The organism is Bacillus sp. FSL R5-0443, from assembly GCF_038608285.1.
In the GTDB taxonomy this organism is placed as follows: domain Bacteria; phylum Bacillota; class Bacilli; order Bacillales; family Bacillaceae; genus Bacillus; species Bacillus velezensis.
The window spans coordinates 3,819,339-3,843,602 of sequence record NZ_CP152013.1 but is presented as its reverse complement, the minus strand read 5'-3'; the positions used below and the strand labels follow the sequence as shown (position 1 = coordinate 3,843,602).

At 48.3% G+C, this 24,264-nt stretch carries 20 protein-coding genes; 16 read left to right on the top strand and 4 right to left on the bottom strand.

Annotation, left to right across the window (positions count from 1 at the left end; translation table 11 throughout):
- The first annotated feature begins 63 nt into the window (after nucleotides 1-63).
- From NYE28_RS19380 to NYE28_RS19345, 8 genes are all read left to right on the top strand, one after another.
- Entirely contained in the window at nucleotides 64-540 is a 477-nt protein-coding gene (locus NYE28_RS19380) for a Crp/Fnr family transcriptional regulator (RefSeq protein ID WP_007407629.1), read from the top strand.
- Between the two features lie 178 nt (nucleotides 541-718).
- Entirely contained in the window at nucleotides 719-4,405 is a 3,687-nt protein-coding gene (locus NYE28_RS19375; RefSeq protein ID WP_160223329.1) for a nitrate reductase subunit alpha, read from the top strand.
- Nucleotides 4,395-5,858 carry a nitrate reductase subunit beta gene (gene narH / locus NYE28_RS19370; protein WP_342490220.1) on the top strand — a complete coding sequence of 488 codons (1,464 nt, stop codon included), beginning with the start codon at nucleotides 4,395-4,397 and terminating at the stop codon, nucleotides 5,856-5,858. The genes NYE28_RS19375 and narH overlap by 11 nt, the downstream gene beginning before the upstream one ends.
- A 25-nt stretch (nucleotides 5,859-5,883) precedes the next feature.
- Nucleotides 5,884-6,441 (top strand): nitrate reductase molybdenum cofactor assembly chaperone, encoded by a 558-nt coding sequence (gene narJ, locus NYE28_RS19365; RefSeq protein ID WP_076424662.1) that lies wholly within the window; start codon nucleotides 5,884-5,886, stop codon nucleotides 6,439-6,441.
- Nucleotides 6,438-7,109, top strand: a complete 672-nt coding sequence (gene narI, locus NYE28_RS19360) for a respiratory nitrate reductase subunit gamma (protein WP_007407624.1) — start codon at nucleotides 6,438-6,440, stop codon at nucleotides 7,107-7,109. The genes narJ and narI overlap by 4 nt, the downstream gene beginning before the upstream one ends.
- 139 nt (nucleotides 7,110-7,248) lie before the next feature.
- Entirely contained in the window at nucleotides 7,249-7,878 is a 630-nt protein-coding gene (locus NYE28_RS19355) for a YitT family protein (protein WP_015240768.1), read from the top strand.
- A 95-nt stretch (nucleotides 7,879-7,973) separates the two neighbouring features.
- A complete protein-coding gene (gene cls, locus NYE28_RS19350) occupies nucleotides 7,974-9,476 on the top strand; it encodes a cardiolipin synthase (protein ID WP_014419119.1) in 1,503 nt (500 codons plus the stop codon).
- Nucleotides 9,477-9,556: 80 nt separating this feature from the next.
- Nucleotides 9,557-11,284, top strand: coding sequence for an ABC transporter ATP-binding protein (locus tag NYE28_RS19345; RefSeq protein WP_342490219.1), 1,728 nt, complete (start codon nucleotides 9,557-9,559; stop codon nucleotides 11,282-11,284).
- 67 nt (nucleotides 11,285-11,351) lie between these two features.
- Here the strand turns inward: NYE28_RS19345 and NYE28_RS19340 are convergent, their stop codons facing one another.
- The 3 genes from NYE28_RS19340 to cls (NYE28_RS19330) form a co-directional block, all read right to left on the bottom strand.
- The gene (locus NYE28_RS19340; RefSeq protein WP_003151087.1) at nucleotides 11,352-11,624 is read right to left on the bottom strand and encodes a hypothetical protein; all 273 of its coding nucleotides are present in this window, start codon (nucleotides 11,622-11,624) and stop codon (nucleotides 11,352-11,354) included.
- A gap of 68 nt (nucleotides 11,625-11,692) precedes the next feature.
- Entirely contained in the window at nucleotides 11,693-12,655 is a 963-nt protein-coding gene (gene uvsE / locus NYE28_RS19335; protein WP_338683777.1) for a UV DNA damage repair endonuclease UvsE, read from the bottom strand.
- A gap of 12 nt (nucleotides 12,656-12,667) precedes the next feature.
- Nucleotides 12,668-13,867, bottom strand: a complete 1,200-nt coding sequence (gene cls / locus NYE28_RS19330; RefSeq protein ID WP_020954350.1) for a cardiolipin synthase — start codon at nucleotides 13,865-13,867, stop codon at nucleotides 12,668-12,670.
- 138 nt (nucleotides 13,868-14,005) lie between these two features.
- Here cls (NYE28_RS19330) and NYE28_RS19325 point away from each other — a divergent pair, with 138 nt between their 5' ends.
- The 3 genes from NYE28_RS19325 (at nucleotide 14,006) to pyrG (ending at nucleotide 18,717) form a co-directional block, all read left to right on the top strand.
- Nucleotides 14,006-16,114: a (Fe-S)-binding protein gene (locus NYE28_RS19325; RefSeq protein ID WP_342490218.1), complete on the top strand. Its 2,109-nt coding sequence runs from the start codon at nucleotides 14,006-14,008 to the stop codon at nucleotides 16,112-16,114.
- Nucleotides 16,115-16,341: 227 nt separating this feature from the next.
- Nucleotides 16,342-16,869, top strand: a complete 528-nt coding sequence (gene rpoE, locus NYE28_RS19320) for a DNA-directed RNA polymerase subunit delta (protein ID WP_007407616.1) — start codon at nucleotides 16,342-16,344, stop codon at nucleotides 16,867-16,869.
- A 240-nt stretch (nucleotides 16,870-17,109) separates the two neighbouring features.
- Nucleotides 17,110-18,717 (top strand): CTP synthase (glutamine hydrolyzing), encoded by a 1,608-nt coding sequence (gene pyrG / locus NYE28_RS19315; protein ID WP_007407615.1) that lies wholly within the window; start codon nucleotides 17,110-17,112, stop codon nucleotides 18,715-18,717.
- Nucleotides 18,718-18,764: 47 nt separating this feature from the next.
- Here pyrG and NYE28_RS19310 read toward each other — a convergent pair whose 3' ends face one another.
- A complete protein-coding gene (locus NYE28_RS19310) occupies nucleotides 18,765-19,286 on the bottom strand; it encodes a DUF2529 domain-containing protein (protein WP_015240764.1) in 522 nt (173 codons plus the stop codon).
- Nucleotides 19,287-19,450: 164 nt separating this feature from the next.
- Between NYE28_RS19310 and spo0F the strand changes: the two genes are divergently transcribed.
- The 5 genes from spo0F to glpX all read left to right on the top strand — a co-directional run bounded on the left by spo0F (nucleotide 19,451) and on the right by glpX (nucleotide 24,213).
- The gene (gene spo0F / locus NYE28_RS19305; protein WP_012118670.1) at nucleotides 19,451-19,825 is read left to right on the top strand and encodes a sporulation initiation phosphotransferase Spo0F; all 375 of its coding nucleotides are present in this window, start codon (nucleotides 19,451-19,453) and stop codon (nucleotides 19,823-19,825) included.
- 175 nt (nucleotides 19,826-20,000) lie between these two features.
- Nucleotides 20,001-20,858: a class II fructose-bisphosphate aldolase gene (locus NYE28_RS19300; protein ID WP_003151102.1), complete on the top strand. Its 858-nt coding sequence runs from the start codon at nucleotides 20,001-20,003 to the stop codon at nucleotides 20,856-20,858.
- Nucleotides 20,859-20,976: 118 nt separating this feature from the next.
- The gene (fsa, locus tag NYE28_RS19295; protein ID WP_007407613.1) at nucleotides 20,977-21,615 is read left to right on the top strand and encodes a fructose-6-phosphate aldolase; all 639 of its coding nucleotides are present in this window, start codon (nucleotides 20,977-20,979) and stop codon (nucleotides 21,613-21,615) included.
- 309 nt (nucleotides 21,616-21,924) lie between these two features.
- Nucleotides 21,925-23,214 (top strand): UDP-N-acetylglucosamine 1-carboxyvinyltransferase, encoded by a 1,290-nt coding sequence (locus NYE28_RS19290; protein ID WP_007407612.1) that lies wholly within the window; start codon nucleotides 21,925-21,927, stop codon nucleotides 23,212-23,214.
- A gap of 33 nt (nucleotides 23,215-23,247) precedes the next feature.
- The gene (glpX, locus tag NYE28_RS19285) at nucleotides 23,248-24,213 is read left to right on the top strand and encodes a class II fructose-bisphosphatase (RefSeq protein ID WP_003151105.1); all 966 of its coding nucleotides are present in this window, start codon (nucleotides 23,248-23,250) and stop codon (nucleotides 24,211-24,213) included.
- The last annotated feature ends 51 nt before the right edge of the window (nucleotides 24,214-24,264 follow it).

Genomic DNA, 24,264 nt, shown 5'->3' with positions numbered 1-24,264 from the left:
ATCACTGCCGTGCAGGCTCAATCGGGCTACACTAAAGCTATCCTTAGCACAGGAGGCTTTCCTATGAATCAGTGTGACTATTTATTATTTCTGAAACAACTTCCTATGTTTAATGAAGTGCCTCTGTCCATTGTCGAAACCTTGCTGAAAAACGGGACGTTTATCCGCGGCTCATCTGACCAATCTCCATCCTTTCTTCATTCACAATCCGTTTATATTGTATTAAAAGGCAATATCCGTTTTACGGACAGCAGGCTCCCTGAAGGGTCGCAAACCGTTGCGCTGTGGGAAAAAGGCGATGTGTTTCCGATTGATGAAAAAGGCGGGCTCTCTTTATCGCCTTTTATCTCAGTCAATGCCTCACCGGATATCCTGGTACTCCATATTCCATATTCCGTATTTAAGCAAATGATGTCTTACCATCCGCGGCTGCAAATGAACTTTTTGGCGATGCTTCAGCAAAATGTCTTCTGTTCCTATCAGTTGTTTTTGCGGTATCTGCATACATCACGGGATGAAAACGCCGAACCCGGTTCTTAAACAGAACCGGTTTTTTTTGATGACGCCGGGCGTCCCCATATCGTTTGAAAATCCTTCCTGCTGCTCTGTGTGAACGTTTTGTGAAAAAAGCAGAGTGTGTGACATAGTTCACAAGGAAACGCGCCGTCTCTGTTTATAGTGTACATAGCATCACCTGACTCGGAAGGAGTGAACGATCATGAAGAAAAAGAAAATGAGTCCGTTGCTCAGGAGATTAAACTATTTTTCTCCTATCGAACATCATTCAAATAACCATAGCCAAACGACAAGCGAAGATCGTGATTGGGAGAATGTATACAGAAACAGATGGCAGTACGACAAAGTCGTTCGCTCCACCCACGGCGTCAACTGCACGGGTTCTTGCAGCTGGAATATTTATGTGAAAAACGGAATTGTCACGTGGGAAGGACAAAACTTGAATTATCCATCAACAGGCCCGGATATGCCTGATTTCGAACCGAGAGGCTGCCCGCGGGGGGCCAGTTTTTCTTGGTACATCTACAGCCCGCTCCGTGTGAAATATCCATATGTGCGCGGTGTGCTGATCAATTTGTGGCGGGAAGCATTGCAGGCGCATCAAAATCCGCTGGATGCCTGGAAATCGATCGTTGAAAACCCTGAAAAAGCGAAGTCCTATAAACAGGCAAGAGGGAAAGGCGGCTTTGTCCGCGCGGAATGGCCGGAGGTGCTGAAGCTGATTTCAGCCTCTCTGCTGTATACAGTGATGAAATACGGGCCTGACCGGAATGTCGGTTTTTCTCCGATCCCGGCGATGTCCATGATCAGCCACGCATCAGGTTCGCGATTCATGTCGTTAATCGGCGGCCCAATGCTCAGTTTTTATGACTGGTATGCGGATCTTCCGCCGGCGTCCCCGCAAATTTGGGGCGACCAGACGGACGTTCCGGAGAGCAGTGATTGGTACAATTCAGGCTATATCATCACATGGGGCTCCAACGTTCCGTTAACGAGAACGCCTGATGCGCACTTTCTGGCGGAAGCCCGCTATAAAGGCGCTAAAGTCATTTCGATCAGTCCCGATTTTGCGGAATCCTCAAAGTTCGCAGATGACTGGCTGAGTATCCGCCAGGGGACTGACGGGGCGCTTGCGATGGCGATGGGTCACGTCATTTTGCAGGAATTTTACGTGAACCAAGAAACTGAACGTTTTATTGAGTACGCGAAGCAATACACCGATTTTCCATTCTTCGTCACTCTTTCAAAAGAGAACGGCGTGTATACAGCGGGACGGTTTCTGCATGCAAAAGACATCGGGCGGCAGACAAAAAATGATCAGTGGAAGCCGGCGGTCTGGAATGAACAGACAGGTGCGTTTGCCATACCGCAAGGCACAATGGGCTCCCGCTGGGACGGGCAGCAGAAATGGAATCTGCACATGATCGACGAAGACACCGGGGAACAGATTGAGCCCCGTCTCTCCGTGCTCGGAATAGAGGACGAAATCGGCTCAGTGCGCATTCCGTATTTTTCAGATGACGGAAACAAAGTGCTTGAGCGGGATCTTCCTATTAAAAAACTGGACCTGAACGGTGAAGAGACGTACGTCACGACCGTGTTTGACTTGATATTGGCCAACTACGGCGTGAACCGGGGCATCGGCGGACAATCAGCCGCATCCTATGATGATCCCCGTCCGTTCACACCTGCCTGGCAGGAAAAGATTACGGGAATTAAAAGAGAAGCCGTTATACAGATTGCCAGGGAGTTTGCCCAAAATGCGATCGATACAGACGGCAGATCCATGATTATCGTAGGGGCGGGCATTAACCACTGGTTCAACTCCGACACGATTTACCGTGCGGTGTTAAATCTTGTTTTACTCGTAGGCGCCCAAGGCGTAAACGGCGGAGGCTGGGCCCATTACGTGGGGCAGGAAAAACTCCGTCCGGCTGAAGGGTGGCAGACGATTGCAACCGCAAAGGACTGGGAAGGCGTGCCTAAGCTGCAAAACGGCACCTCATTTTTTTACTTTGCGACAGACCAGTGGCGTTATGAAGACCAGCCGATCAGTGACTTGGCTTCACCGATCGCCGCGTCATCCCGCTACAAGCATCACGCCGATTACAATGTGCTGGCGGCGCGATTAGGGTGGCTTCCGTCTTACCCGACATTCAATCAAAACGGCATTGATCTGTACAAAGAAGCTGAGAAAGCGGGGGCGGCGACACCTGAAGACGTAGGTGCGTACGTGGCCTCACGGCTTCAAGAAAAAAAACTGAAATTCGCGATTGAAGACCCTGACAATGAAGTGAATTTCCCAAGGAATCTCTTCGTATGGCGGGCAAATCTGATCTCAAGCTCAGGGAAAGGGCATGAATATTTTCTCAAGCATCTGCTGGGGACGACGAACGGTCTGATGAATGACGACAGCGACAGCATCCGCCCTAAAGAAATCAAATGGCGGGAGCAGGCGCCGGAAGGCAAGCTCGACTTGTTAATCAATCTTGATTTTCGAATGGCGGGTACGGCGCTGTATTCCGATATCGTGCTGCCGGCGGCGACATGGTATGAAAAACACGATCTCAGCAGCACGGATATGCATCCGTTTATTCATCCATTTGCTCCGGCCATCTCGGCGCCGTGGGAATCGAAGTCAGACTGGGATATTTTTAAGGCGCTGTCAAAAGCCGTTTCCGATCTGGCGGAAGAAGTCGATATGGAGCCGGTAAAAGAGATAGTCGCAACGCCGCTCCTCCACGACACGATGCAGGAATTGGCCCAGCCGTTCGGCAAAATCAATGACTGGAGCAAGGGTGAATGTGAACCCATTCCGGGAAAAACGATGCCGAACATCCATGTCGTTGAACGGGATTACAAACACATTTTTCATAAAATGACCGCGCTTGGCCCTAATACGGCTTTAAAACCGAGCGGAACAAAAGGGATGAGCTGGTCGATTGCGGATGAATATGAATCACTCAAACAGAGACTGGGAGAAACCGATTCAAACAGCGTTGCCAAAGGATGCCCGAATATAAGTGAAGCGAAGCAGGCGGCGGAAGCGATTTTAACCCTGTCGTCCACCTCAAATGGAAAAGTCGCCGTGAAAGCATGGGAATCACTTGAAAACATTACCAATCTGGAGCTGAAAGACCTGGCGGAAGAGCGCGAGGAAGAATGCTTTACGTTCGAGCAAATTACAGCCCAGCCGAAAACGGTCATCACCTCTCCGGCCTTTACCGGTTCAGAAAAAGGAGGGCGCAGGTACTCGCCGTTTACGACGAATGTGGAAAAATTAATTCCGTGGCGGACGCTGACAGGCAGACAATCCTATTATGTCGATCATGAACTGATGATGGAATTCGGTGAAACGATGGCGACATTTAAACCGATCCTCCAGCACCGTCCGTTCCTAAGCAAGCGGCCTGATCAAGAGGGCAAAGAAATCGTTCTTAATTATTTGACGCCGCATAATAAATGGTCCGTCCACAGCATGTATTTTGATTCTCTGCCGATGCTGACGCTGTTCCGCGGCGGGCCGACTGTGTGGATGAATAAAGATGACGCAGAGGACACGGATATCAAAGACAACGATTGGATTGAATGCTTCAACCGAAACGGCGTTGTCGTCGCGAGAGCGGTTTTGTCTCACCGGATTCCTAAAGGAATGGCGTTTATGCACCATGCCCAGGACCGCCACATCAATGTGCCCGGCACAAAACTGACGAATAACCGCGGAGGCACCCATAACAGCCCGACAAGGATTCACGTCAAGCCGACCCAGATGATCGGGGGCTATGCACAGCTCAGTTACGGCTTTAACTATTACGGTCCGACGGGGAATCAGCGCGATCTGAATGTCGTCATCCGCAAGCTGAAGGAGGTTGATTGGCTTGAAGATTAAAGCGCAAATCGGGATGGTCATGAACTTGGATAAATGCATCGGCTGCCACACGTGCAGCGTCACCTGCAAAAACACGTGGACAAACCGTTCCGGTGCGGAATATATGTACTTCAATAATGTAGAAACAAAGCCGGGCATCGGCTACCCGAAGCAATGGGAGGACCAGGACAAATATAAAGGCGGCTGGACGTTGAAAAAAGGAAAGCTTGAACTGAAATCAGGCCCGAAAACGAATCGGCTCGCAGGCCTTTTCTATAACCCGAACCAGCCGACGATTGATGACTACTATGAACCTTGGAACTATGATTATGAAACATTAACAAACAGCCCGCAGAAAAAACACCAGCCGGTAGCGCGCCCGAAATCGTCCTTGACGGGGGATTTTATGAATATCGAATGGGGCCCGAACTGGGAGGATGATCTCGCGGGCGGGCATATTACGGGTCTTGAAGATCCAAACGTACAAAAGATGGAGGAATCGATCAAAACAGAATTCGATGAAGTCTTTATGATGTATCTGCCGCGTATTTGCGAACACTGCATCAACCCGGCGTGCGTCTCATCCTGTCCGTCCGGCGCCATGTACAAACGTGAGGAGGACGGCATTGTGCTTGTGAATCAAAACGCATGCCGTTCATGGAGATATTGCGTCTCATCCTGTCCTTATAAAAAAGTCTATTTTAACTGGCAAACGAACAAAGCGGAAAAATGCACACTCTGCTTTCCGCGCTTGGAGGCGGGGCTGCCGACTATCTGCTCTGAAACGTGTGTCGGCAGAATCCGCTATCTCGGCGTCATGCTGTATGACGCGGACAAAGTGGAGGAAGCGGCATCGGTTGAAAATGAAAAGGATCTCTACCATTCCCAACTGGACGTTTTTCTTGATCCGAATGATCCTGAGATTGGCAAACTGGCAAAAGAACAAGGCATCCCGGCTGAATGGATAGAGGCTGCGCAGCAATCGCCGATCTATAAAATGATCATTGACTGGAAGATTGCGCTTCCGCTTCACCCTGAGTACCGTACGCTGCCGATGGTGTGGTACATTCCGCCGCTCAGCCCCATTATGAATCTCTTTGAAGGAAAAGGCAGCCGGCAAACGGCGGAAGCGATTTTTCCGGCTATCGACCAAATGAGAATTCCGATTGACTATTTGGCGCAGCTGTTAACGGCGGGGGATACGGATCATATTCGATCCACGTTAAAGAAAATGTCTGTCATGCGCCAGTATATGAGGGCGGTTCAGACAAATAAATCCATCGACCCGGCATTGGTCTCCAGTGTCGGCTTAACAGAACAGCAAATTGAAGACATGTATCGGCTGCTGGCAATCGCCAAATATGATGACCGTTTTGTGATCCCGAGCAGCCATCGAGAAGAAGTGTCAGATTTATATGCTGAACAAGGGAGCTGCGGCTTATCATTTTCAGGCGGCCCGGGCTCTTGTTTCTAACTTTTCATAAATGAGGTGTAATAACATGAACACCACAGACCGGCAAATGACGTTCTCCGCTCTTTCCGTTCTTCTCTCATATCCGGAGGAAGAGTGGAGAGCCGAGATTCCCGATTGGAAGGCTCTTATCCATGACATCACCAACCGGCAAATCCGGGAGAAATTGCTGCACTTTTTAGAGGCGGCAGCCGGCTTTTCTCCGCAAGCGCTGATTGAACACTATGTGTATACGTTCGATTTCGGAAAAAAAACGAATATGTACGTCACCTACTTTAACTCAGGCGAACAAAGGGAACGCGGCATTGAATTGCTGCATTTAAAAAACACCTACCAGCAATCCGGTTTCCTGCCGACAGAGAAAGAACTGCCTGATTACCTGCCGCTGATGCTGGAATTCGCCGCGGTTGCGGAGATTGAAGCGGCGAGAAGCGTGTTTGAGAAATACCTGTCCAATGTGAGGGAGCTGGCTTCCCGCCTCGAAAAAAATAACAGCATCTATGCTGAGCTGCTGCACGTGCTGCAGGCCGCACTGGAAAACATCGATGTGCGTGAAAGCATTGAAGAAGGGGCTGTTCAGGCATGAGCGGGCAGATCCTGTGGGGCGTTATGCCATACATTGTATTGACGATCTTTATCGGCGGGCATATTTACCGCTATCAGCATGACCAATTCGGCTGGACGGCGAAATCAAGCGAGCTGTTAGAAAAGAAAAAACTCGCCGCTGGCAGCACACTTTTTCATTGGGGACTGCTGTGCGTTGTCGGCGGACATGTCATGGGAATTCTGATCCCGGAAGGCGTGTATGCTTCCCTTGGCATTTCCGAGCATATGTATCACAAAATGGCGATCGGCGCAGGCCTGCCGGCGGGGATTGCTGCATGTGCCGGACTTGTCATCCTGACGTACAGAAGGCTGTTTGACAAAAGAATCCGCAAAACCAGCTCGCCATCGGATATCTTGACGCTTATTCTGCTGCTGTTCATGATGCTGTCGGGCGTTGCGGCCACGTTCCTCAACATTGACTCGAAAGGATTTGATTACAGGGCAACAGTCGGGCCGTGGTTCAGGGAAATTGTTTTGTTCCGGCCTGACGCTTCTTTGATGGAAAGTGTCCCGCTATGGTTTAAGTTTCATATCATTATAGGGTACGTCGTTTTTATCCTCTGGCCGTTTACAAGATTGGTTCACGTGTTCAGCCTGCCCCTCAAGTATTTGACCCGCAGCTATGTTGTTTATCGGAAACGCACGTAAAAATCCCCCCTGCAAGAGGGGGATTTTTTATGGTGAAAAAATAAAAACATAAGATATTTTCTGCCAAGGTAATGGCTGGGCGGCCGGGATTCCTGTTATGTTTTATTTGGAAATAACAGCAACAAAAGGAGAGTGAAGAATGAAGCGGATTTTCCTCATTTTAGCCGCCTGTCTGATGACAAGCGCCGGCGTCCTGACACTCAGACATTCTCATGTATTAACCGGCGGAACAGCGGGACTGTCACTAAGCCTGTCATACTTGTTTCATTCCTCGTTTGCGATTATCTTCTTTCTGATTAATATCCCGTTTTATATATTTTCTCTCATCAGAATGGGAATCAAATTCACTCTATCCACCGTTTTTGCAGTCACAGTACTGACTCTGTTTACCGGCACGGATCACTGGCTGCCGCCGGTCTCTGTTTCACCGCTTGCCGGGGCGATTTGCGGAGGGGCGCTGATCGGGTTGGGCTTGTCGCTCATGTTTTATCATCAGGCATCGCTCGGCGGCGCCAATATCCTCGCTTTATTTCTGCAAAAGCGCTGCGGATGGAATCCGGGTGCCGTTAATTTCCTCTTCGATTTTGGCGTCGTGCTGGCCGGCATTTTTTCCGTCGGGTTGCTGAAAGGGCTCTTCTCCTTAGTGTCGATAGCGGTCACCGGTCTGATCATCGGCATCTTCAAAAATAAAATCAAAGGCAGCTGCTCGCTCAATCCGGCATTGCTTCAGAACATCACACCCGGCCAATCACAGGAAGCTTCATCATAAGCCTTTCCGCTCATGCGGAGAGGCTTTTTCATATGTTTACAGGCCGGAAAACAGAGGGTATACAGAGATATCGGATCAGATGGGAGAGAGTCGGGATGCTGAAAAGGAGACTGGAATTTTGCTTTTTATATATGATGCTTATCGGAGCATATGTCATATGGTTTTTTCCGGTTTCCAGGCTTGAGTTTTACGGAGGGGTGCTTTGCTATGCAAGCATTATTTTGTTCAGCATCTATTCGTTAATTCTTGAAAACCGCACCTCGCAGCACACGCTGTTATGGATTCATATTCTTGTGTTTTTTCCGATCGCCGGGTACTTATTTTACCTTTTTTCCGGCCAGCTTTATGAAAAAGGCAAGCTGTTCAGGTCGAAACGGACATACAACCGGGAAAAGCTGAGAACGATATTTGATATGGAACAAACTCCCGACCTGACCGGGCTGAAAGGAAATCAGAAGCGTTTCTTTCAATATTCAATCAAGGCGTCCCATATGAATATCAATACAAAAAGCAGGCTGAAGGTGCTCAAAAACGGGGACGAAACATTTCCGGAGCTGTTTGAGGCGCTCCGGGAGGCCGCGTCATTTATACATATTGAGTATTACATGTTCAAATCAGACATGCTCGGGCACAAGATGATGGACATTATGATGGAAAAGGCGCGTCAAGGCGTGGAAGTGCGGTTTTTGTTCGACGCGGCCGGCAGCCTGAAGCTGGCCGGAAAAGATATTAAAAAACTGAAACGCGCGGGTGTGAACATCGTCCCGTTTCTGCCGCTGAAATACGGTTTTTTCAACCAAAAATTCAATTTCAGAAATCACCGCAAGATCGTCATCGTTGACGGGAAAGTCGGTTTTGTCGGCGGGCTGAATGTCGGCAAGGAGTATATCGGCAAAGACCAAGATGTCGGCTTTTGGCGGGACACTCATATGAAAGTCGAAGGAGAAATCGTTCAGACGCTCCACAGCATTTTTATGCTTGATTGGGAATACGTTTCGGATGAGGTGCTGATTGATCAGAAAGCATATACCCGCCCGGTTGCGGCAGAAAGCGGCGGCGTCTATCAAGTCGTTCCGACAGGCCCCGATATGAAGGAGCGGATGAGCGATCTGTATTATGCCATGATAGCGGCGGCCGAATCGTCTGTATGGATCGCGACGCCTTATTTCGTGCCGAATGAGCCGATCCGCACAGCGCTAAAGGAGGCTGCTGCCAGAGGCGTCCGGGTGCGTGTCATGGTGCCGGAAACCAATGACGGATTTTTAACCCAGTACGCGACGAGATCGTATTTCCCCGAGCTTCTTCGCGAAGGAATCGAAGTCTATTCCTATCAAAAAGGCTTTATGCATCAAAAGGTGCTCATCACTGACGGAAACCTCGCCTCTGTCGGGACGGCGAACATGGACATGAGAAGCTTTCAGCTGAACTTTGAAGTTAATGTCTTTTTTACAGATCAAGAGGCGATCAAAGATCTTGAAGCGCATTATCTGGAGGATATGAAGGAGTCTGAAAAAATCAGCCCCGTCCGTTTCTATAAGCGCACATTATGGGAAAGAACGAAGGAATCCTTCGCACGGTTATTTTCCGGCGTTTTATAAAAAACGCTTTTAAAACTCCTTGTGTATAGTATAATTGAGAAATATTATCATTAAGAACGAGGCACAAGGAGGACGGAATCGTGCTGCGACAATTTTTTTCTTATTATAAACCGTACAAAAAGCTGTTTTTTCTCGACTTCTTTTCTGCCATCGCCGGCGGGCTGATGGAGCTGAGTTTTCCTATGATTGTCAATTACTTTATCGATACATTGCTCCCGGGGCGGGATTGGAGTCTGATTATTTTGACTTCCGCTGCTTTATTCGGGGTCTACGCCCTCAGCTCGGCACTTCAGTATGTTGTGACGTATTGGGGCCATATGCTCGGTATTAACATTGAAACCGATATGCGGAAAAAGCTTTTCGACCATCTGCAAAAGCTTTCGTTCAAATTTTACGATAACAACAAAACGGGCAGTTTAATGTCCAAGCTCACCAATGATTTGATGTATATCGGAGAAACCGCCCACCACGGGCCTGAAGACCTGTTTATCGCGATCATGACGATTTTGGGCGCGTTCGGTGTGATGCTGTTTATTAACTGGCAGCTCGCGCTGTTGACTTTTATCATTATGCCGGTCGTCATATGGCTTGCTTTGTATTTCAATAAAAAAATGACCTCTGCGTTTACAAAACTGAACAAAGACGTCGGGGACTTCAGCGCGAGGGTTGAAAACAATATCGGCGGCATCCGTCTTGTTCAGGCTTTCAGCAATGAAGCGTTTGAAACGAAGCGGTTTGACGTGAACAATCAGCGTTTCCGCAAAACAAAGCTGACGTCATATAAAATCATGGCGAAAAACGGCTCGATCAGTTACATGCTGACAAGATTCGTCACGCTGTTCGTCTTATTGTGCGGCACATGGTTCGTGATCCGCGGATCGTTATCTTACGGGGAATTCGTCGCTTTTGTGCTGCTGACGAACGTTCTGTTCCGTCCGATTGATAAAATCAACGCGATTATTGAGATGTATCCGAGAGGCATTGCCGGTTTTAAAAGCTTTATAGAAATACTGGAAACGGAGCCTGATATCAAGGACGCCCCGAACGCGAGACATGTGTCCGGTTTAAAAGGGAATATCCGTTATGATGGTGTGTCGTTCGGTTACGAAGAAAACAGTCCGGTTCTGTCGGGAATCAATTTGTCCATTCATGCCGGGGAGACAGTCGCATTCGTCGGGCCTTCGGGAGCGGGAAAATCAACGCTGACAAGTCTGCTGCCGCGCTTTTATGAGCCGTCTGAAGGCGTGATTTCCATCGACGGAATCGATATTAAGGACATGACGCTGTCATCATTGCGCGGACAAATCGGCGTCGTCCAGCAGGATGTCTTTCTGTTTTCCGGCACATTGCGGGAAAACATTGCTTACGGGCGGCTGGACGCGTCTGAGGAAGAAATCTGGCAGGCCGTCCGCCAGGCGCATTTAGAGGACTTGGTAAACGGGTATCCCGACGGTTTAAACACGGTGATCGGCGAGCGCGGCGTGAAGCTGTCAGGCGGGCAGAAGCAGCGGCTTTCCATCGCCAGAATGTTTTTGAAAAACCCGTCGATCTTAATTTTAGACGAGGCTACATCAGCCCTCGATACAGAAACGGAAGCCGCCATTCAAAAATCGCTGCAAGAGCTGTCTGAAGGACGCACAACGCTTGTGATCGCCCATCGGCTGGCTACGATTAAGGATGCGGACCGGATCGTCGTCGTCACGAAAGATGGCATCGCTGAACAAGGTCATCATAAGGAACTGCTGGCATCCGGCGGCATGTACCAGAGACTTCATCAGGCCCAATTCGGCGAGCTGATACATCAATAAAAGAAAAAGGATAGACAAAAGGGGCCGGGCAGCCTCCTGTCTATCCTTTTTTTTATGTAGTCCGTATTTAATGGGCTTCTTTTTGCGCAGGTTCGATGATATGTTTGAAACGGTCAACAAGCTGCACCGCTTTTTTTCCTTCCACTACAATTAAATATTCTTGTTCTTTATGGGCCATTCTGAACGTTTCCAGCTCAATGATATCTTTGATTTTGCACATCGTTTTTTTAGAGTAGATATACAGCTCATGGCCTCCCGTGTGGCAAAGCTGATAAAGCTGAAGCATGTTTCGTAAAGTGAACTTCTTAGCGGCTATTTTCAAAGATGTAATGTTTTTCATATGTTTTCTCCTCCGTCTGATGGTCTGTTATTTCGGAAATTCCCCATATAAACGGGTGATAAACCTGGTTATGCCTTCCACTTCAGCACTCCGCCCGCCAGGCGTCTGACTCCGCGGATGGCGCTTAATTCTTCGACGAGCCGGAGCAGCGCCCGGTCTTTCTCTTTCGCCTCAATCATAAAATCGATGTCCGTATCCCATTGTCTGAACCGCTCCAGCACCGGCAAAATAAAATTCGCATCCACATAGTCCGCATGACTGCGTACGGCTGATTCTGATTTTGGCGAGGAGAGATGGACCTTCGGCTTTAAGCCGATCCGCTGCCATGTTTTGATCATCCGCGGAAGAATGTCATCTAAATCAGCGTCATCGGTCGGATTGGCGTAAAAATGGTGATAATCAAACACAAACGGAATGCCTTCTTGTTCACATACACTGAGTGTTTCCTCGGACGTATATGTTTTATCATCGTTTTCTAAAGTCATCCGCTGTTTGATGACATCGGGAAGTTCTTTCAGATTCACGCGGAAACGGCCAAGCGCGCTTTGTTTGTCACCGTAAGCGCCTCCGACATGGATGTTGATGACGGAACGGTCCGCGATGCCCATTGCGTCCAGCATGTCATAATGATAGGCCATATCCTTGACCGCATTTGCGGTAATCTCCTGTTTCGGGCTTGTAAAAAGCGTGAATTGGTTCGGATGAAAGCTCGTTCTGAGGTCATATTTTCTGACCAGCCCGCCGATCTCACGAAACTCCTGGCGAAACGGCGTGACAAAATCCCACAGCACATCCGGATGGGTGGCGAGCGGCACAATCGAGCTTGAGAACCTGTACAGCGGGATGCCGTGGCCGACCACATAGTGGATGGTGCGCAGCGTATTGGTAAGATTTGCTTTCGTCACAGAAAGCAGGGCGTCTTTCCGCTCACTGCGGGAAAGCTTGGTATAGCGCGCATATGTTAAGGTTTTTGCGGGGGACGCGTCCCAAAGGCACATGGCGTTTGCGACGAATCCGAATCTGAACAGCATATGGTTTCTCCTTTATAAAAAGTAAGATATGGCCTTTCCCAGCCATTCTGCAGGAAGCTGTCTGACGGAGCGCTGTTTCACTTTTTCTAATGTGAGAAGCTCGGATTTTTCGATGTCCTGCTTTATGGTTGAAAGCACTTCCTTTGTAAAGGCTTCATCATGAATGATGACATTCACCTCTTCATTCCAGAACAGACTCCGTTTATCAAAATTCGGCGTGCCGATAATGCTGATGCGGTCATCAATAATGAAAGCTTTGACATGATAAAAGCCTTGATAATACCGATAGATGAGGCAGCCGGCCTTCAGAAGCTCGGGATAATAGGTGAAAGCTGTTTCCCGAACGAGCGGGTGGTCTGACTTCATCGGCACGATCAAGATGACTTTGACGCCTTTTCGGCAGGCTGAAATAAGCGCTTCCTGAAGCTTTTTGCTCGGTACATAATAAGGCGTGCCGATAATGATTTTTTTCTCCGCCTTACGGATGCAGTTTTCATAATGCGATTCAAGCGAAAAACCGTCAGACGCATATGTCCTATGAGAGATATTCCCTTCGGATAATGCCGGATAAACCCCGGGTGATCCGGGTGCCTTTCCGGTGTTTCGTTTCAGATCGCTTACAAAAAGAGTCTGAAGATCCGCCGTGCCTTCTCCGGTCATCCGCAGGTGATAATCCTCCCAGTTTCCGAACTTCGCTTTTTTGCCGAGGTACTCTTCAGCGATATTAAAACCGCCGACATAGCCGATTTTGCCGTCAATGACGGTCACTTTCCGGTGATTCCGTTTTTGCAGCCTGAAAAATAGAAACGGAAATGCCGGTTTATTTAGAAAATGAACGTGAACGCCGGCTTTTTTCATCGTTTGAATGGAAGGCTTTTTCACTTGGCGGCTGCCCGCCCAATCGAGCAGCAGATATACGGAGACGCCGGCCTGGGCCTTTTCCTTCAATAAATGAAACATCTCATGGCTGACTTGGTCGTTCTTCATAATAAAAAACATCATATGAATAGAAGAGACGGCTTGGCGGATATCAGCCGTCATCTGCCGCACAAGCTCGCTGCCGCAGTGAATGAGTGTGATATCACTCTTTTTCGGGTCAAAAACGGGCTCATACGCCTGTTTTTTGTACGCCGCCCGGCCAAGCAGCATATCAAGCAGCATAAGTGCGATCAATATGATAAAAATGACAAGCAACACAAAAATGACCTTCATACCGACGCTCCTTTCCGAAGTATTCGTAGTGTGCCCTGAGAATGTGAATTTAATTATTGACTGAACACTCATTCATTATTTATGATAAAGTAAAGATATGACAATGAAGAGGGGTATCAGAACAAAGGGGGAGACAAGATGAACGCATTTCTCATGGTAAACGCGCTGCTGTTTTCAGCTGTAACCGCTTACGCCGTTTATTTATTCGTTTACCTGATCAGAACGAGGATCGCTTATATTAAGCTCGGCCAAAGGGAAGAATTTGATAAACGCCTGAAAGAACGTCTTCAGAAGATATGGGTGAATGTGTTCGGACAGAAAAAACTGCTGAAAGATAAAAAGAGCGGCATCATCCACGTTCTGTTTTTTTACGGTTTTATACTCGTTCAGTTCGGCGCAATTGATTTTATTCTGAAAGGGCTGCTTCCTGACCGCCATCTGCCGTTCGGTCCGCTTTATCCGGCGTTTACCTTTTTTCAGGAAATCGTCACGTTTCTGATTTTAGTCGCCGTAGTCTGGGCGTTTTACCGGCGCTACATTGAAAAACTCGTCAGACTGAAACGCGGGTTTAAAGCGGGGCTTGTCCTGCTGTTTATCGGCGGACTGATGGTGACGGTGCTTCTCGGGAACGCTATGAACCTTTTATGGCACGATCATTCTCTGTCTTGGACGGAGCCGATCGCCTCCTCCATTGCGATTGTGCTCGGCGGTCTTTCAGCGCCGGCGGCCGCCGCCGTGTTTTATGTTTCATGGTGGCTTCATCTGTTGTTTTTGCTCAGCTTTTTAGTGTACGTGCCGCAATCAAAGCATGCGCACTTAATTGCGGGTCCGGCGAATGTGTTCCTCAGCAGGCTGGATTCAAAAGGAAAGCTGGAAAAAATCGATTTCACCGATGAGTCGAAAGAAAGCTACGGCGTCGGAAAGATTGAAGACTTCCGCCGCTCTCAGCTTGTCGACCTTTACGCCTGCGTCGAATGCGGCCGCTGTACAAATATGTGTCCGGCCTCCGGTACGGGCAAGATGCTCTCGCCGATGGACCTCATTTTAAAGCTCAGAGACCATTTGACGGAAAAAGGCGCTGCCGTGACGTCAAAATCTCCGTGGGTGCCCGCGCCCGTTTTTCAGCACACGAAAGCGAATCAGCTCGCCGCGGCTTCCTCAGGGGGAGGATCGCGTGAAGCGGCCGCAGCCATTGATTACAACCCGAGCTTAATCGGCGAGGTCATCACGGAAGAGGAGATTTGGGCGTGCACCACTTGCCGCAACTGTGAGGATCAATGTCCGGTCATGAATGAACACGTTGATAAAATTATCGATCTTCGCCGTTATCTTGTGCTTACGGAAGGGAAGATGGACAGCGACGCGCAGCGGGCCATGACAAGCATTGAAAGACAGGGAAACCCGTGGGGCTTAAACCGCAAAGAGCGCGAGAACTGGAGGGAGCAGGCTGATACAGAGATTCCGACAGTGAAAGAAATGAAAAAACAAGACAAAGAGTTCGACTATTTGTTTTGGGTCGGCTCAATGGGTTCCTACGATAACAGGAGCCAAAAGATTGCCGTCTCATTTGCAAAGCTGCTTAATGAAGCGGGCGTATCCTTTGCGATTCTCGGCAATAAGGAAAAAAACTCAGGCGATACGCCGCGCCGTTTGGGCAACGAGTTTCTGTTCCAAGAGCTGGCGGAACACAACATCGGCGAATTTGAAAAACACGGGATCAAAAAAATCGTCACGATTGATCCGCACGCCTATAATATGTTCAAAAATGAATATCCTGATTTCGGATTCCGGGCCGAAGTCTATCATCATACTGAATTATTAGCCGAGCTTGTGTCACAGGGGAAACTAAAACCGCTTCACCCGGTGAATGAAACGATTACCTTCCATGACTCGTGCTATTTAGGAAGATACAATGAAGTGTATGAGCCGCCGAGAGCGATCTTAAAAGCCATTCCGGGCGTTCAATTGAAGGAAATGGAGCGCAGCCGCGAAAACGGGATGTGCTGCGGCGCCGGGGGAGGGCTCATGTGGATGGAAGAAGAAACGGGAGCGAGAATCAACACGGCCCGGACTGAGCAGGCGCTTTCTGTCAGCCCGACGGTCATCAGTTCCGGATGTCCTTACTGTCTGACCATGCTCGGTGACGGTACGAAAGCGAAAGAAGCCGAAGACGCGATCGGCACTTATGATGTCAGTGAATTGCTCGCCATGTCTGTATTCGGCGCCGAAAAACAAGAGTCTTTATAGAAAGAAGCGGGCCGCCGGCGCATATGCCGGCGGCTTTGTTTTCGCACATCAGCCGATTTATGAAGGGACGGCTCTAAAATTTCTTAAATTACGCTGTTAAGGGTAGCATATTCTGTTTTAATTTGTTTATAATGAGAGGTATGGTTTATGAACAAAACAATACAAATTCGTTCTTATTATAGGATAGAAACAGATACATATAAGTAATAGAAAGGGAGTGTCCGACCTTGAGTATCAAACAATATTCTCAGGAACAGCTGAAGCAGATGGCTTTAGTTGAAATCGCTCACGAAATTTTCTCAGAACATAAAAAACCGGTTCCGTTCCAGGAGCTGCTGAATGAAATGATCTCCTTGCTCGGTGTTACGAAAGAGGAACTGGGTGACCGTATCGCCCAATTTTATACAGACCTGAACATTGACGGCCGCTTTATTGCTCTGTCAGACCAGACGTGGGGGCTTCGCAGCTGGTATCCGTACGATCAGCTGGACGAAGAAACACAGCCGACTGTAAAAGCGAAAAAGAAAAAAGCGAAAAAAGTCGTTGAGGAAGATCTCGACCTTGATGAATTCGAGGAAGTTGACGAAGATGACATCGATCTCGATGAAATAGAAGAAGATATTGACCTTGAAGCAGACAGCTTTGACGACGAAGATATCGATGAAGAAGATGACGACGAGCTTGAGATCGAAGACGAGATGATTGAAGAAGATGAGGAAGATTATGATGATGAGGAAGAGGATCGCAAAGACTGATTTTATATCAGCAAAACGATCTTGACTTTCATTGTCGAACTATGTAGTATGTATTTTGGGCTCTTCAAAAAGAAGAGAATTCATAAGAGTGCTACGCTCCCTTTCAAGAAATTGAAAGGGAGCTTTCTTATTTTCATCTCCCAAATTCTTTTACACATCATTTGTTTTTAGTGAAATGATTTTCTATAAAACGGCACATTTTAAGGAATGTAGCGCAGACCGAAGAGAGGAGCAAACGAAATGACGAAATATATTTTTGTAACCGGGGGAGTTGTATCATCACTCGGAAAAGGAATTGTGGCTGCGTCACTTGGCCGCCTTTTGAAAAACAGAGGCATGAGCGTCACCATCCAAAAATTTGACCCTTATATCAACGTTGACCCGGGAACGATGAGCCCGTACCAGCACGGTGAGGTATTCGTTACCGATGACGGCGCTGAGACTGACCTTGACTTAGGGCATTATGAGCGGTTCATTGACATTAATCTGAACAGATTCAGCAACGTGACGACCGGTAAAATCTATTCTGCCGTATTGAAAAAAGAGCGCCGCGGGGACTACCTCGGCGGAACGGTTCAGGTCATTCCGCACATCACAAATGAACTGAAAGACCGCGTGTACCGTGCAGGCAAAGAAACAAACGCAGATGTAGTCATTACTGAGATCGGCGGAACAGTGGGAGACATCGAATCCCTTCCGTTCCTTGAAGCCATCCGTCAAATGAAAAGCGACATCGGCCATGAAAACGTGATGTACATTCACTGTACGCTTGTTCCGTACATCAAAGCGGCGGGCGAGCTGAAAACAAAACCGACGCAGCACAGCGTAAAAGAGCTGAGAAGCCTCGGTATTCAGCCTAATATCATCGTCGTGCGCACGGAAATGCCGATTTCTCAAGATATGAAAGATAAAATCGCGCTCTTCTGCGATATTGACACGAAAGCGGTCATCGAGTGCGAAGATGCGGACAACCTTTACTCCATCCCGCTTAACCTTCAGGAGCAGGGACTCGATAAGCTTGTCTGCGATCATATGAAATTAGAATGCAAAGACCCGGATATGACGGAATGGAAAGACCTTGTCACGAAAGTGAAAAACTTGTCTAAAACCATTACAATCAGCCTCGTCGGTAAATACGTCGAGCTTCAGGACGCTTACATTTCAGTCGTTGAATCACTGCGCCACGCCGGCTATGCGTTTGACGCTGATGTGAAGATCAAATGGATTAACGCCGAAGAAGTGACAGAAAGCAATATTCAAGAGCTGACTAGCGGCACAGACGGAATCATCGTGCCCGGCGGTTTCGGAGACCGCGGTGTAGAAGGGAAAATCATCGCCGCCAAGTATGCGCGTGAGAATAAAATTCCGTTCTTCGGCATCTGCCTCGGTATGCAGATTGCATCCATTGAATATGCGCGAAACGTATTAGGTCTGGAAGGGGCTCACTCTGCGGAGATCGATCCGTCCACTCCTTATCCGATCATCGACCTTCTGCCAGAACAAAAAGATGTCGAGGATCTTGGAGGAACGCTTCGTCTCGGACTGTACCCTTGTAAGCTTCAGGAAGACACGAAAGCCTTCGAAGCGTATGCGGATGAAGTGGTATACGAACGCCACCGCCACCGTTATGAATTCAACAACGAATACAGACAGCAAATGGAAGAGAACGGTTTTGTGTTCTCAGGAACAAGCCCTGACGGCCGTCTTGTGGAAATCATCGAGCTGAAAGACCATCCTTGGTATGTCGCTTGCCAGTTCCACCCTGAGTTCAAATCAAGACCGACAAGACCTCAGCCTTTATTCAAAGACTTTATCGGCGCTTCCGTACAAGCTGCAGAACAGAAGTAATAAAAAAAGACTTGCCTCCTTTAAAAGCGGCAAGTCTTTTTTCTGCATCAGGCATATTCCTGCATCATTTCCTTTAACGTAAAGGACAGTGCGTGATAGACATACAGGCCTGTCATTAATGAAGGAAAGCCGTATCTTGTCCCGTCTTCATCAGGCAGAAGCGGCATTTTTAATTTGCTGTCAATATGAACATCACAAAATTCCTCAATCCCGGTTTGATCTTTGATGACAGGAGATACGCCAACGAGGCCGATCCCTTTTTCATAAAGCTTTTGAGCCAGCGCCTGTTCTTCAGCCGTGCCCGGAGCTGAACAAAACATCAGCACCCTGTCGCTTTCTGTAATCGAATCAGCTGTATCCGGAAACGCTTTGACGGAAGGCATCGGTTCTGAGCCGAGTTCCGCCTCGCACAAAATGCCCTGCATCTCATTTGCGCCGTATAAATAAATGGTATGACCGCTGACGGCTGCCTGCGCCAGCAGGCGCGCGCCGTCTTCTATTGCTTCGGATTCCTTATCCTGAATGCGGGAAAAAATGCCTGCAAGCTGCGTCGTAAATATCTTTAACATGAGTGAAACCTCCTTTACACATACAAGAACAGTATACAACAAAAGAGAAAATGCTCAGAAAATGTCGGAAAGTAGACTATTATAATTAAAGGAAATGTGAAAATCAAACAGAATACATAAACAACTGCTTCCTTTTGACGAAAATGATAATATTGGGGTGTAAAATGATGAATGAAAAGATTTTAATCGTAGATGACCAATACGGTATACGCATATTGCTCAATGAAGTGTTTCATAAAGAAGGGTACCAGACGTTTCAGGCCGCCAACGGCATACAGGCGCTGGACATCGTAACGAAAGAACGGCCCGATCTCGTGCTTTTAGATATGAAAATCCCCGGCATGGACGGAATCGAAATTCTCAAGCGCATGAAGATGATCGACGAATCTATCCGCGTCATTATCATGACCGCTTACGGAGAACTCGATATGATTAAGGAATCAAAAGAGCTCGGAGCGCTGACTCATTTTGCGAAACCTTTTGACATTGATGAGATCAGAGACGCGGTGAAAAAATATTTACCTCTAAAATCGAATTAATAAAATTAGAAACAATTATGTCATTGTGTTGCCGATTTGTCGAAAAGTTGGTATCCTAGAGATGGAGAAAAAGCGATCTGTTGTTTTACATATGACAGGTTTTTATGGTCATGCTATAGGTGGAAAGCTTTTTTCGAGAAGAAGCAAATCAGGCTACATAAGGAGGACTTTCGACATGCCTTTAGTTTCAATGACGGAAATGTTGAATACAGCTAAAGAAAAAGGATATGCTGTTGGACAATTTAACTTAAATAACCTTGAGTTCACTCAAGCTATTTTACAAGCAGCAGAAGAGGAAAAATCCCCGGTTATTCTTGGTGTTTCAGAAGGCGCGGGACGCTACATGGGCGGCTTCAAAACAGTGGTTGCCATGGTTAAAGCTCTTATGGAAGAATACAAAGTGACAGTTCCTGTCGCCATTCACTTAGACCACGGTTCAAGCTTTGAATCTTGTGCGAAAGCGATTCATGCAGGCTTCACTTCTGTAATGATCGACGCATCTCACCACCCGTTTGAGGAAAACGTAGCAACTACAGCTAAAGTGGTTGAGCTTGCTCATTTCCACGGCGTTTCAGTTGAAGCTGAGCTTGGAACTGTAGGCGGACAGGAAGATGACGTGATCGCTGAAGGCGTAATCTATGCTGACCCTAAAGAGTGTCAAGAACTTGTAGAGCGCACTGGCATCGACTGCCTTGCACCTGCACTGGGTTCTGTTCACGGCCCTTACAAAGGCGAACCGAACCTCGGTTTCAAAGAAATGGAAGATATCGGCAAATCAACCGGCCTTCCATTAGTACTTCACGGCGGTACAGGAATTCCGACTGCCGACATTAAAAAATCAATCTCACTTGGTACGGCTAAAATCAACGTAAACACTGAAAACCAAATTTCTTCTGCAAAAGCTGTCCGCGAAACATTGGCAGCTAAGCCGAACGAATACGATCCTCGTAAATATCTTGGACCTGCTCGTGAAGCGATCAAAGAAACGGTTATCGGCAAAATGCGTGAGTTCGGTTCTTCAAACCAAGCTTAATCCAATGTAACATCCATAAACCGCCTGACAGGATTGACAGGCGGTTTTATGTCTTACCTTTAGAAAGCGCAATCATGTTTTACAGTTCTGAAAATTTATTACTGGGGAGGCTTTCCTTATGTTATTTTTCATTGATACAGCAAACATTGACGAGATTAAAGAAGCTTATGAACTTGGCGTTCTTGCCGGAGTTACGACAAACCCTAGTTTAGTGGCGAAAGAAGCTGACGTGTCTTTCCATGACAGACTTCGTGAGATTACGGAAGTCGTGAGCGGATCAGTAAGCGCGGAAGTCATTTCCCTGAATGCTGAAGAAATGATTGAAGAAGGTAAAGAACTTGCGAAAATCGCACCGAATATCACGGTGAAAATACCGATGACGTCTGAAGGGTTAAAAGCCGTAAAAGCGCTGAGCGACCTGAACATTAAAACAAACGTAACGCTCATCTTCAGTGCCAACCAGGCGCTTTTGGCGGCAAGAGCCGGGGCGACTTATGTATCTCCGTTCTTAGGCCGTCTGGATGACATCGGCCATAACGGTCTTGAACTGATTTCAGAAATAAGACAGATTTTTGACATTCATGACATTGATACACAAATCATCGCAGCTTCCATCCGTCATGCGCAGCACGTGACTGAAGCCGCTTTACGCGGTGCACATATCGGTACGATGCCGCTGAAAGTCATTCACCAGCTGGCGAAACATCCGTTAACGGATAAAGGCATCGAGCAATTCTTGGCAGACTGGAATAAATAAGGGTGAAAAGGGCGGCAAACCGGTTGCATCCGTTTGCCGCACCCTTATGTTTTCCTGTTTGGCAGCGGGCCTTAAGTATCAAAGTGAAGAGTGTGTTTCCCCGGAATGTGAACCCGGCGGGCCTCTGTGCATCCTGTGTTAAAAATGCCCCGCAAAGCTTCGCTATTTTCTTCCTGTTATTTTATAATGTCCTTGTATTCTTTCTCTTCGAATTGGCTACATTTTGGACAAGAGCTTTATTTGCAGAGACAGAATAAAATGCCATTTTATTTACGCTCCGCAGCTATCTTCTTATGGAAGGAGACTATCATGGAAAAGTTGAATATTGCCGGCGGCGATCCGTTAAACGGAACCGTACATATCAGCGGCGCGAAAAACAGCGCCGTCGCATTGATACCCGCAACCATTCTGGCAAATTCCGAAGTAACGATCGAAGGGCTTCCGGAGATCTCAGATATTGAAACGCTGCGTGACCTGCTGAAAGAAATCGGCGGAAACGTCCATTTTGAAAAAGGAGAAATGGTCGTCGACCCTTCCCCGATGATCAGCATGCCGCTTCCCAACGGCAAAGTGAAAAAACTCCGCGCTTCCTATTACTTAATGGGCGCGATGCTGGGCCGCTTCAAACAGGCGGTCATCGGACTGCCGGGCGGATGCCATCTCGGGCCGCGGCCGATTGACCAGCACATCAAAGGGTTTGAAGCGCTTGGGGCGGAAGTCACCAATGAACAAGGCGCGATTTATCTGCGCGCCGAAAGGCTGAGAGGCGCACGGATTTATTTAGATGTCGTCAGCGTCGGAGCGACGATCAATATCATGCTTGCCGCTGTACTGGCTGAAGGTAAAACCGTGATAGAAAACGCCGCCAAGGAACCTGAGATTATTGATGTTGCCACATTGCTCACCAGCATGGGCGCAAAGATCAAAGGCGCGGGAACCAATGTAATCAGAATCGACGGCGTAAAAGAGCTGCACGGATGCAGGCATACGATCATTCCGGACAGAATTGAGGCGGGCACCTTTATGATCGCCGGCGCCGCGATGGGGAAAGAAGTCATTATTGATAATGTCATACCGACTCACCTGGAGTCTTTAACGGCGAAGCTCAGGGAAATGGGTTTTCACATTGAGACGAGTGACGATCAGCTTCTTATGCTCGGCGGGCAGAAGCAGATAAAACCGGTCGACGTAAAAACGCTTGTTTACCCGGGATTCCCGACTGATCTTCAGCAGCCGATGACATCTCTGTTAACGAGAGCCAGCGGTACGAGCGTCGTAACCGACACCATCTACTCGGCCCGATTTAAACATATAGATGAGCTGAGACGGATGGGGGCCAACATGAAAGTGGAAGGCAGGTCGGCCATTATCACAGGTCCGGCCGAGCTTCAGGGCGCAAAAGTAAAGGCGAGCGATCTGCGTGCAGGTGCTTGTCTGGTCGTCGCCGGGCTCATGGCTGACGGCGTAACCGAAATTACCGGTCTTGAGCATTTAGACCGCGGCTACAGCAATCTTGAGAAAAAACTCGAAGGTCTGGGCGCCACAATCTGGCGGCAAAGGCTGACGGACGAAGAGATAGAACAGCTCCAAAATTCATAGAAATGCGGACTTTTGAGAGGAGATCGTGTTGAAATGGAAAGAAGCTTATCGATGGAATTGGTTCGAGTCACTGAAGCGGCGGCTTTAGCATCTGCCAGATGGATGGGCCGCGGGAAAAAAGATGAAGCTGATGATGCGGCGACAAGCGCAATGCGTGACGTGTTTGACACGGTGCCGATGAAAGGCACGGTCGTGATCGGGGAAGGCGAGATGGATGAAGCGCCGATGCTTTACATCGGCGAAAAGCTCGGAAACGGATACGGCCCGCGCGTCGATGTCGCAGTCGATCCTCTTGAAGGCACAAACATCGTAGCGAGCGGCGGCTGGAATGCGCTGACGGTGATCGCGGTCGCCGACCATGGAACACTGCTGAACGCCCCGGATATGTATATGGAAAAAATCGCAGTCGGTCCCGAAGCGGTAGGCTGCATCGATATTGAAGCGCCTGTCATTGATAACTTAAAAGCCGTTGCGAAGGCGAAAAACAAAGACATTGAAGATGTCGTGGCAACCATTTTAAATCGTGACAGACATGAAAAAATCATCTCTGAATTGCGTGAGGCGGGCGCCAGAATCAAACTGATCAACGACGGTGATGTCGCGGGCGCCATCAATACGGCCTTTGACCATACGGGAGTAGACATTCTCTTCGGTTCAGGCGGGGCTCCTGAAGGCGTGCTGTCTGCCGTTGCGTTAAAAGCGCTCGGCGGCGAAATCATCGGCAGGCTTCTGCCGCAAAGTGCGGAAGAGCAGGCCCGCTGTGAGCGAATGGGCCTTGATGTATCCAAAGTGCTCCGGATGGAGGATCTTGTGAGAGGGGATGACGCCATTTTTGCCGCAACGGGCGTCACGGACGGAGAGCTGCTGAAAGGCGTTCAGTTCAAAGGCTCCGTCGGCACGACTGAAAGTCTGGTCATCCGGGCGAAATCAGGAACGGTCCGATTCGTTGACGGAAGACACAGCCTGAAGAAAAAACCAAATCTTGTGATCCGGCCATAAATAGATAAAAGCGGGACGGAAAGTCCCGCTTTTCTTTTGCAATAAAGAGTC

What these genes read in the sequence shown, in the direction of transcription:
- NYE28_RS19310 (WP_015240764.1), bottom strand. Translation starts at nt 19,286, where the DNA reads ATGTTAAAGATATTTACGACGCAGCTTGCAGGCATTTTTTCCCGCATT.
- NYE28_RS19375 (WP_160223329.1), top strand. Translation starts at nt 719, where the DNA reads ATGAAGAAAAAGAAAATGAGTCCGTTGCTCAGGAGATTAAACTATTTT.
- NYE28_RS19355 (WP_015240768.1), top strand. Translation starts at nt 7,249, where the DNA reads ATGAAGCGGATTTTCCTCATTTTAGCCGCCTGTCTGATGACAAGCGCC.
- NYE28_RS19380 (WP_007407629.1), top strand. Translation starts at nt 64, where the DNA reads ATGAATCAGTGTGACTATTTATTATTTCTGAAACAACTTCCTATGTTT.
- narI (WP_007407624.1), top strand. Translation starts at nt 6,438, where the DNA reads ATGAGCGGGCAGATCCTGTGGGGCGTTATGCCATACATTGTATTGACG.
- pyrG (WP_007407615.1), top strand. Translation starts at nt 17,110, where the DNA reads ATGACGAAATATATTTTTGTAACCGGGGGAGTTGTATCATCACTCGGA.
- NYE28_RS19290 (WP_007407612.1), top strand. Translation starts at nt 21,925, where the DNA reads ATGGAAAAGTTGAATATTGCCGGCGGCGATCCGTTAAACGGAACCGTA.
- fsa (WP_007407613.1), top strand. Translation starts at nt 20,977, where the DNA reads ATGTTATTTTTCATTGATACAGCAAACATTGACGAGATTAAAGAAGCT.
- glpX (WP_003151105.1), top strand. Translation starts at nt 23,248, where the DNA reads ATGGAAAGAAGCTTATCGATGGAATTGGTTCGAGTCACTGAAGCGGCG.
- NYE28_RS19325 (WP_342490218.1), top strand. Translation starts at nt 14,006, where the DNA reads ATGAACGCATTTCTCATGGTAAACGCGCTGCTGTTTTCAGCTGTAACC.
- NYE28_RS19340 (WP_003151087.1), bottom strand. Translation starts at nt 11,624, where the DNA reads ATGAAAAACATTACATCTTTGAAAATAGCCGCTAAGAAGTTCACTTTA.
- narJ (WP_076424662.1), top strand. Translation starts at nt 5,884, where the DNA reads ATGAACACCACAGACCGGCAAATGACGTTCTCCGCTCTTTCCGTTCTT.
- uvsE (WP_338683777.1), bottom strand. Translation starts at nt 12,655, where the DNA reads ATGCTGTTCAGATTCGGATTCGTCGCAAACGCCATGTGCCTTTGGGAC.
- cls (WP_014419119.1), top strand. Translation starts at nt 7,974, where the DNA reads ATGCTGAAAAGGAGACTGGAATTTTGCTTTTTATATATGATGCTTATC.
- spo0F (WP_012118670.1), top strand. Translation starts at nt 19,451, where the DNA reads ATGATGAATGAAAAGATTTTAATCGTAGATGACCAATACGGTATACGC.
- NYE28_RS19300 (WP_003151102.1), top strand. Translation starts at nt 20,001, where the DNA reads ATGCCTTTAGTTTCAATGACGGAAATGTTGAATACAGCTAAAGAAAAA.
- cls (WP_020954350.1), bottom strand. Translation starts at nt 13,867, where the DNA reads ATGAAGGTCATTTTTGTGTTGCTTGTCATTTTTATCATATTGATCGCA.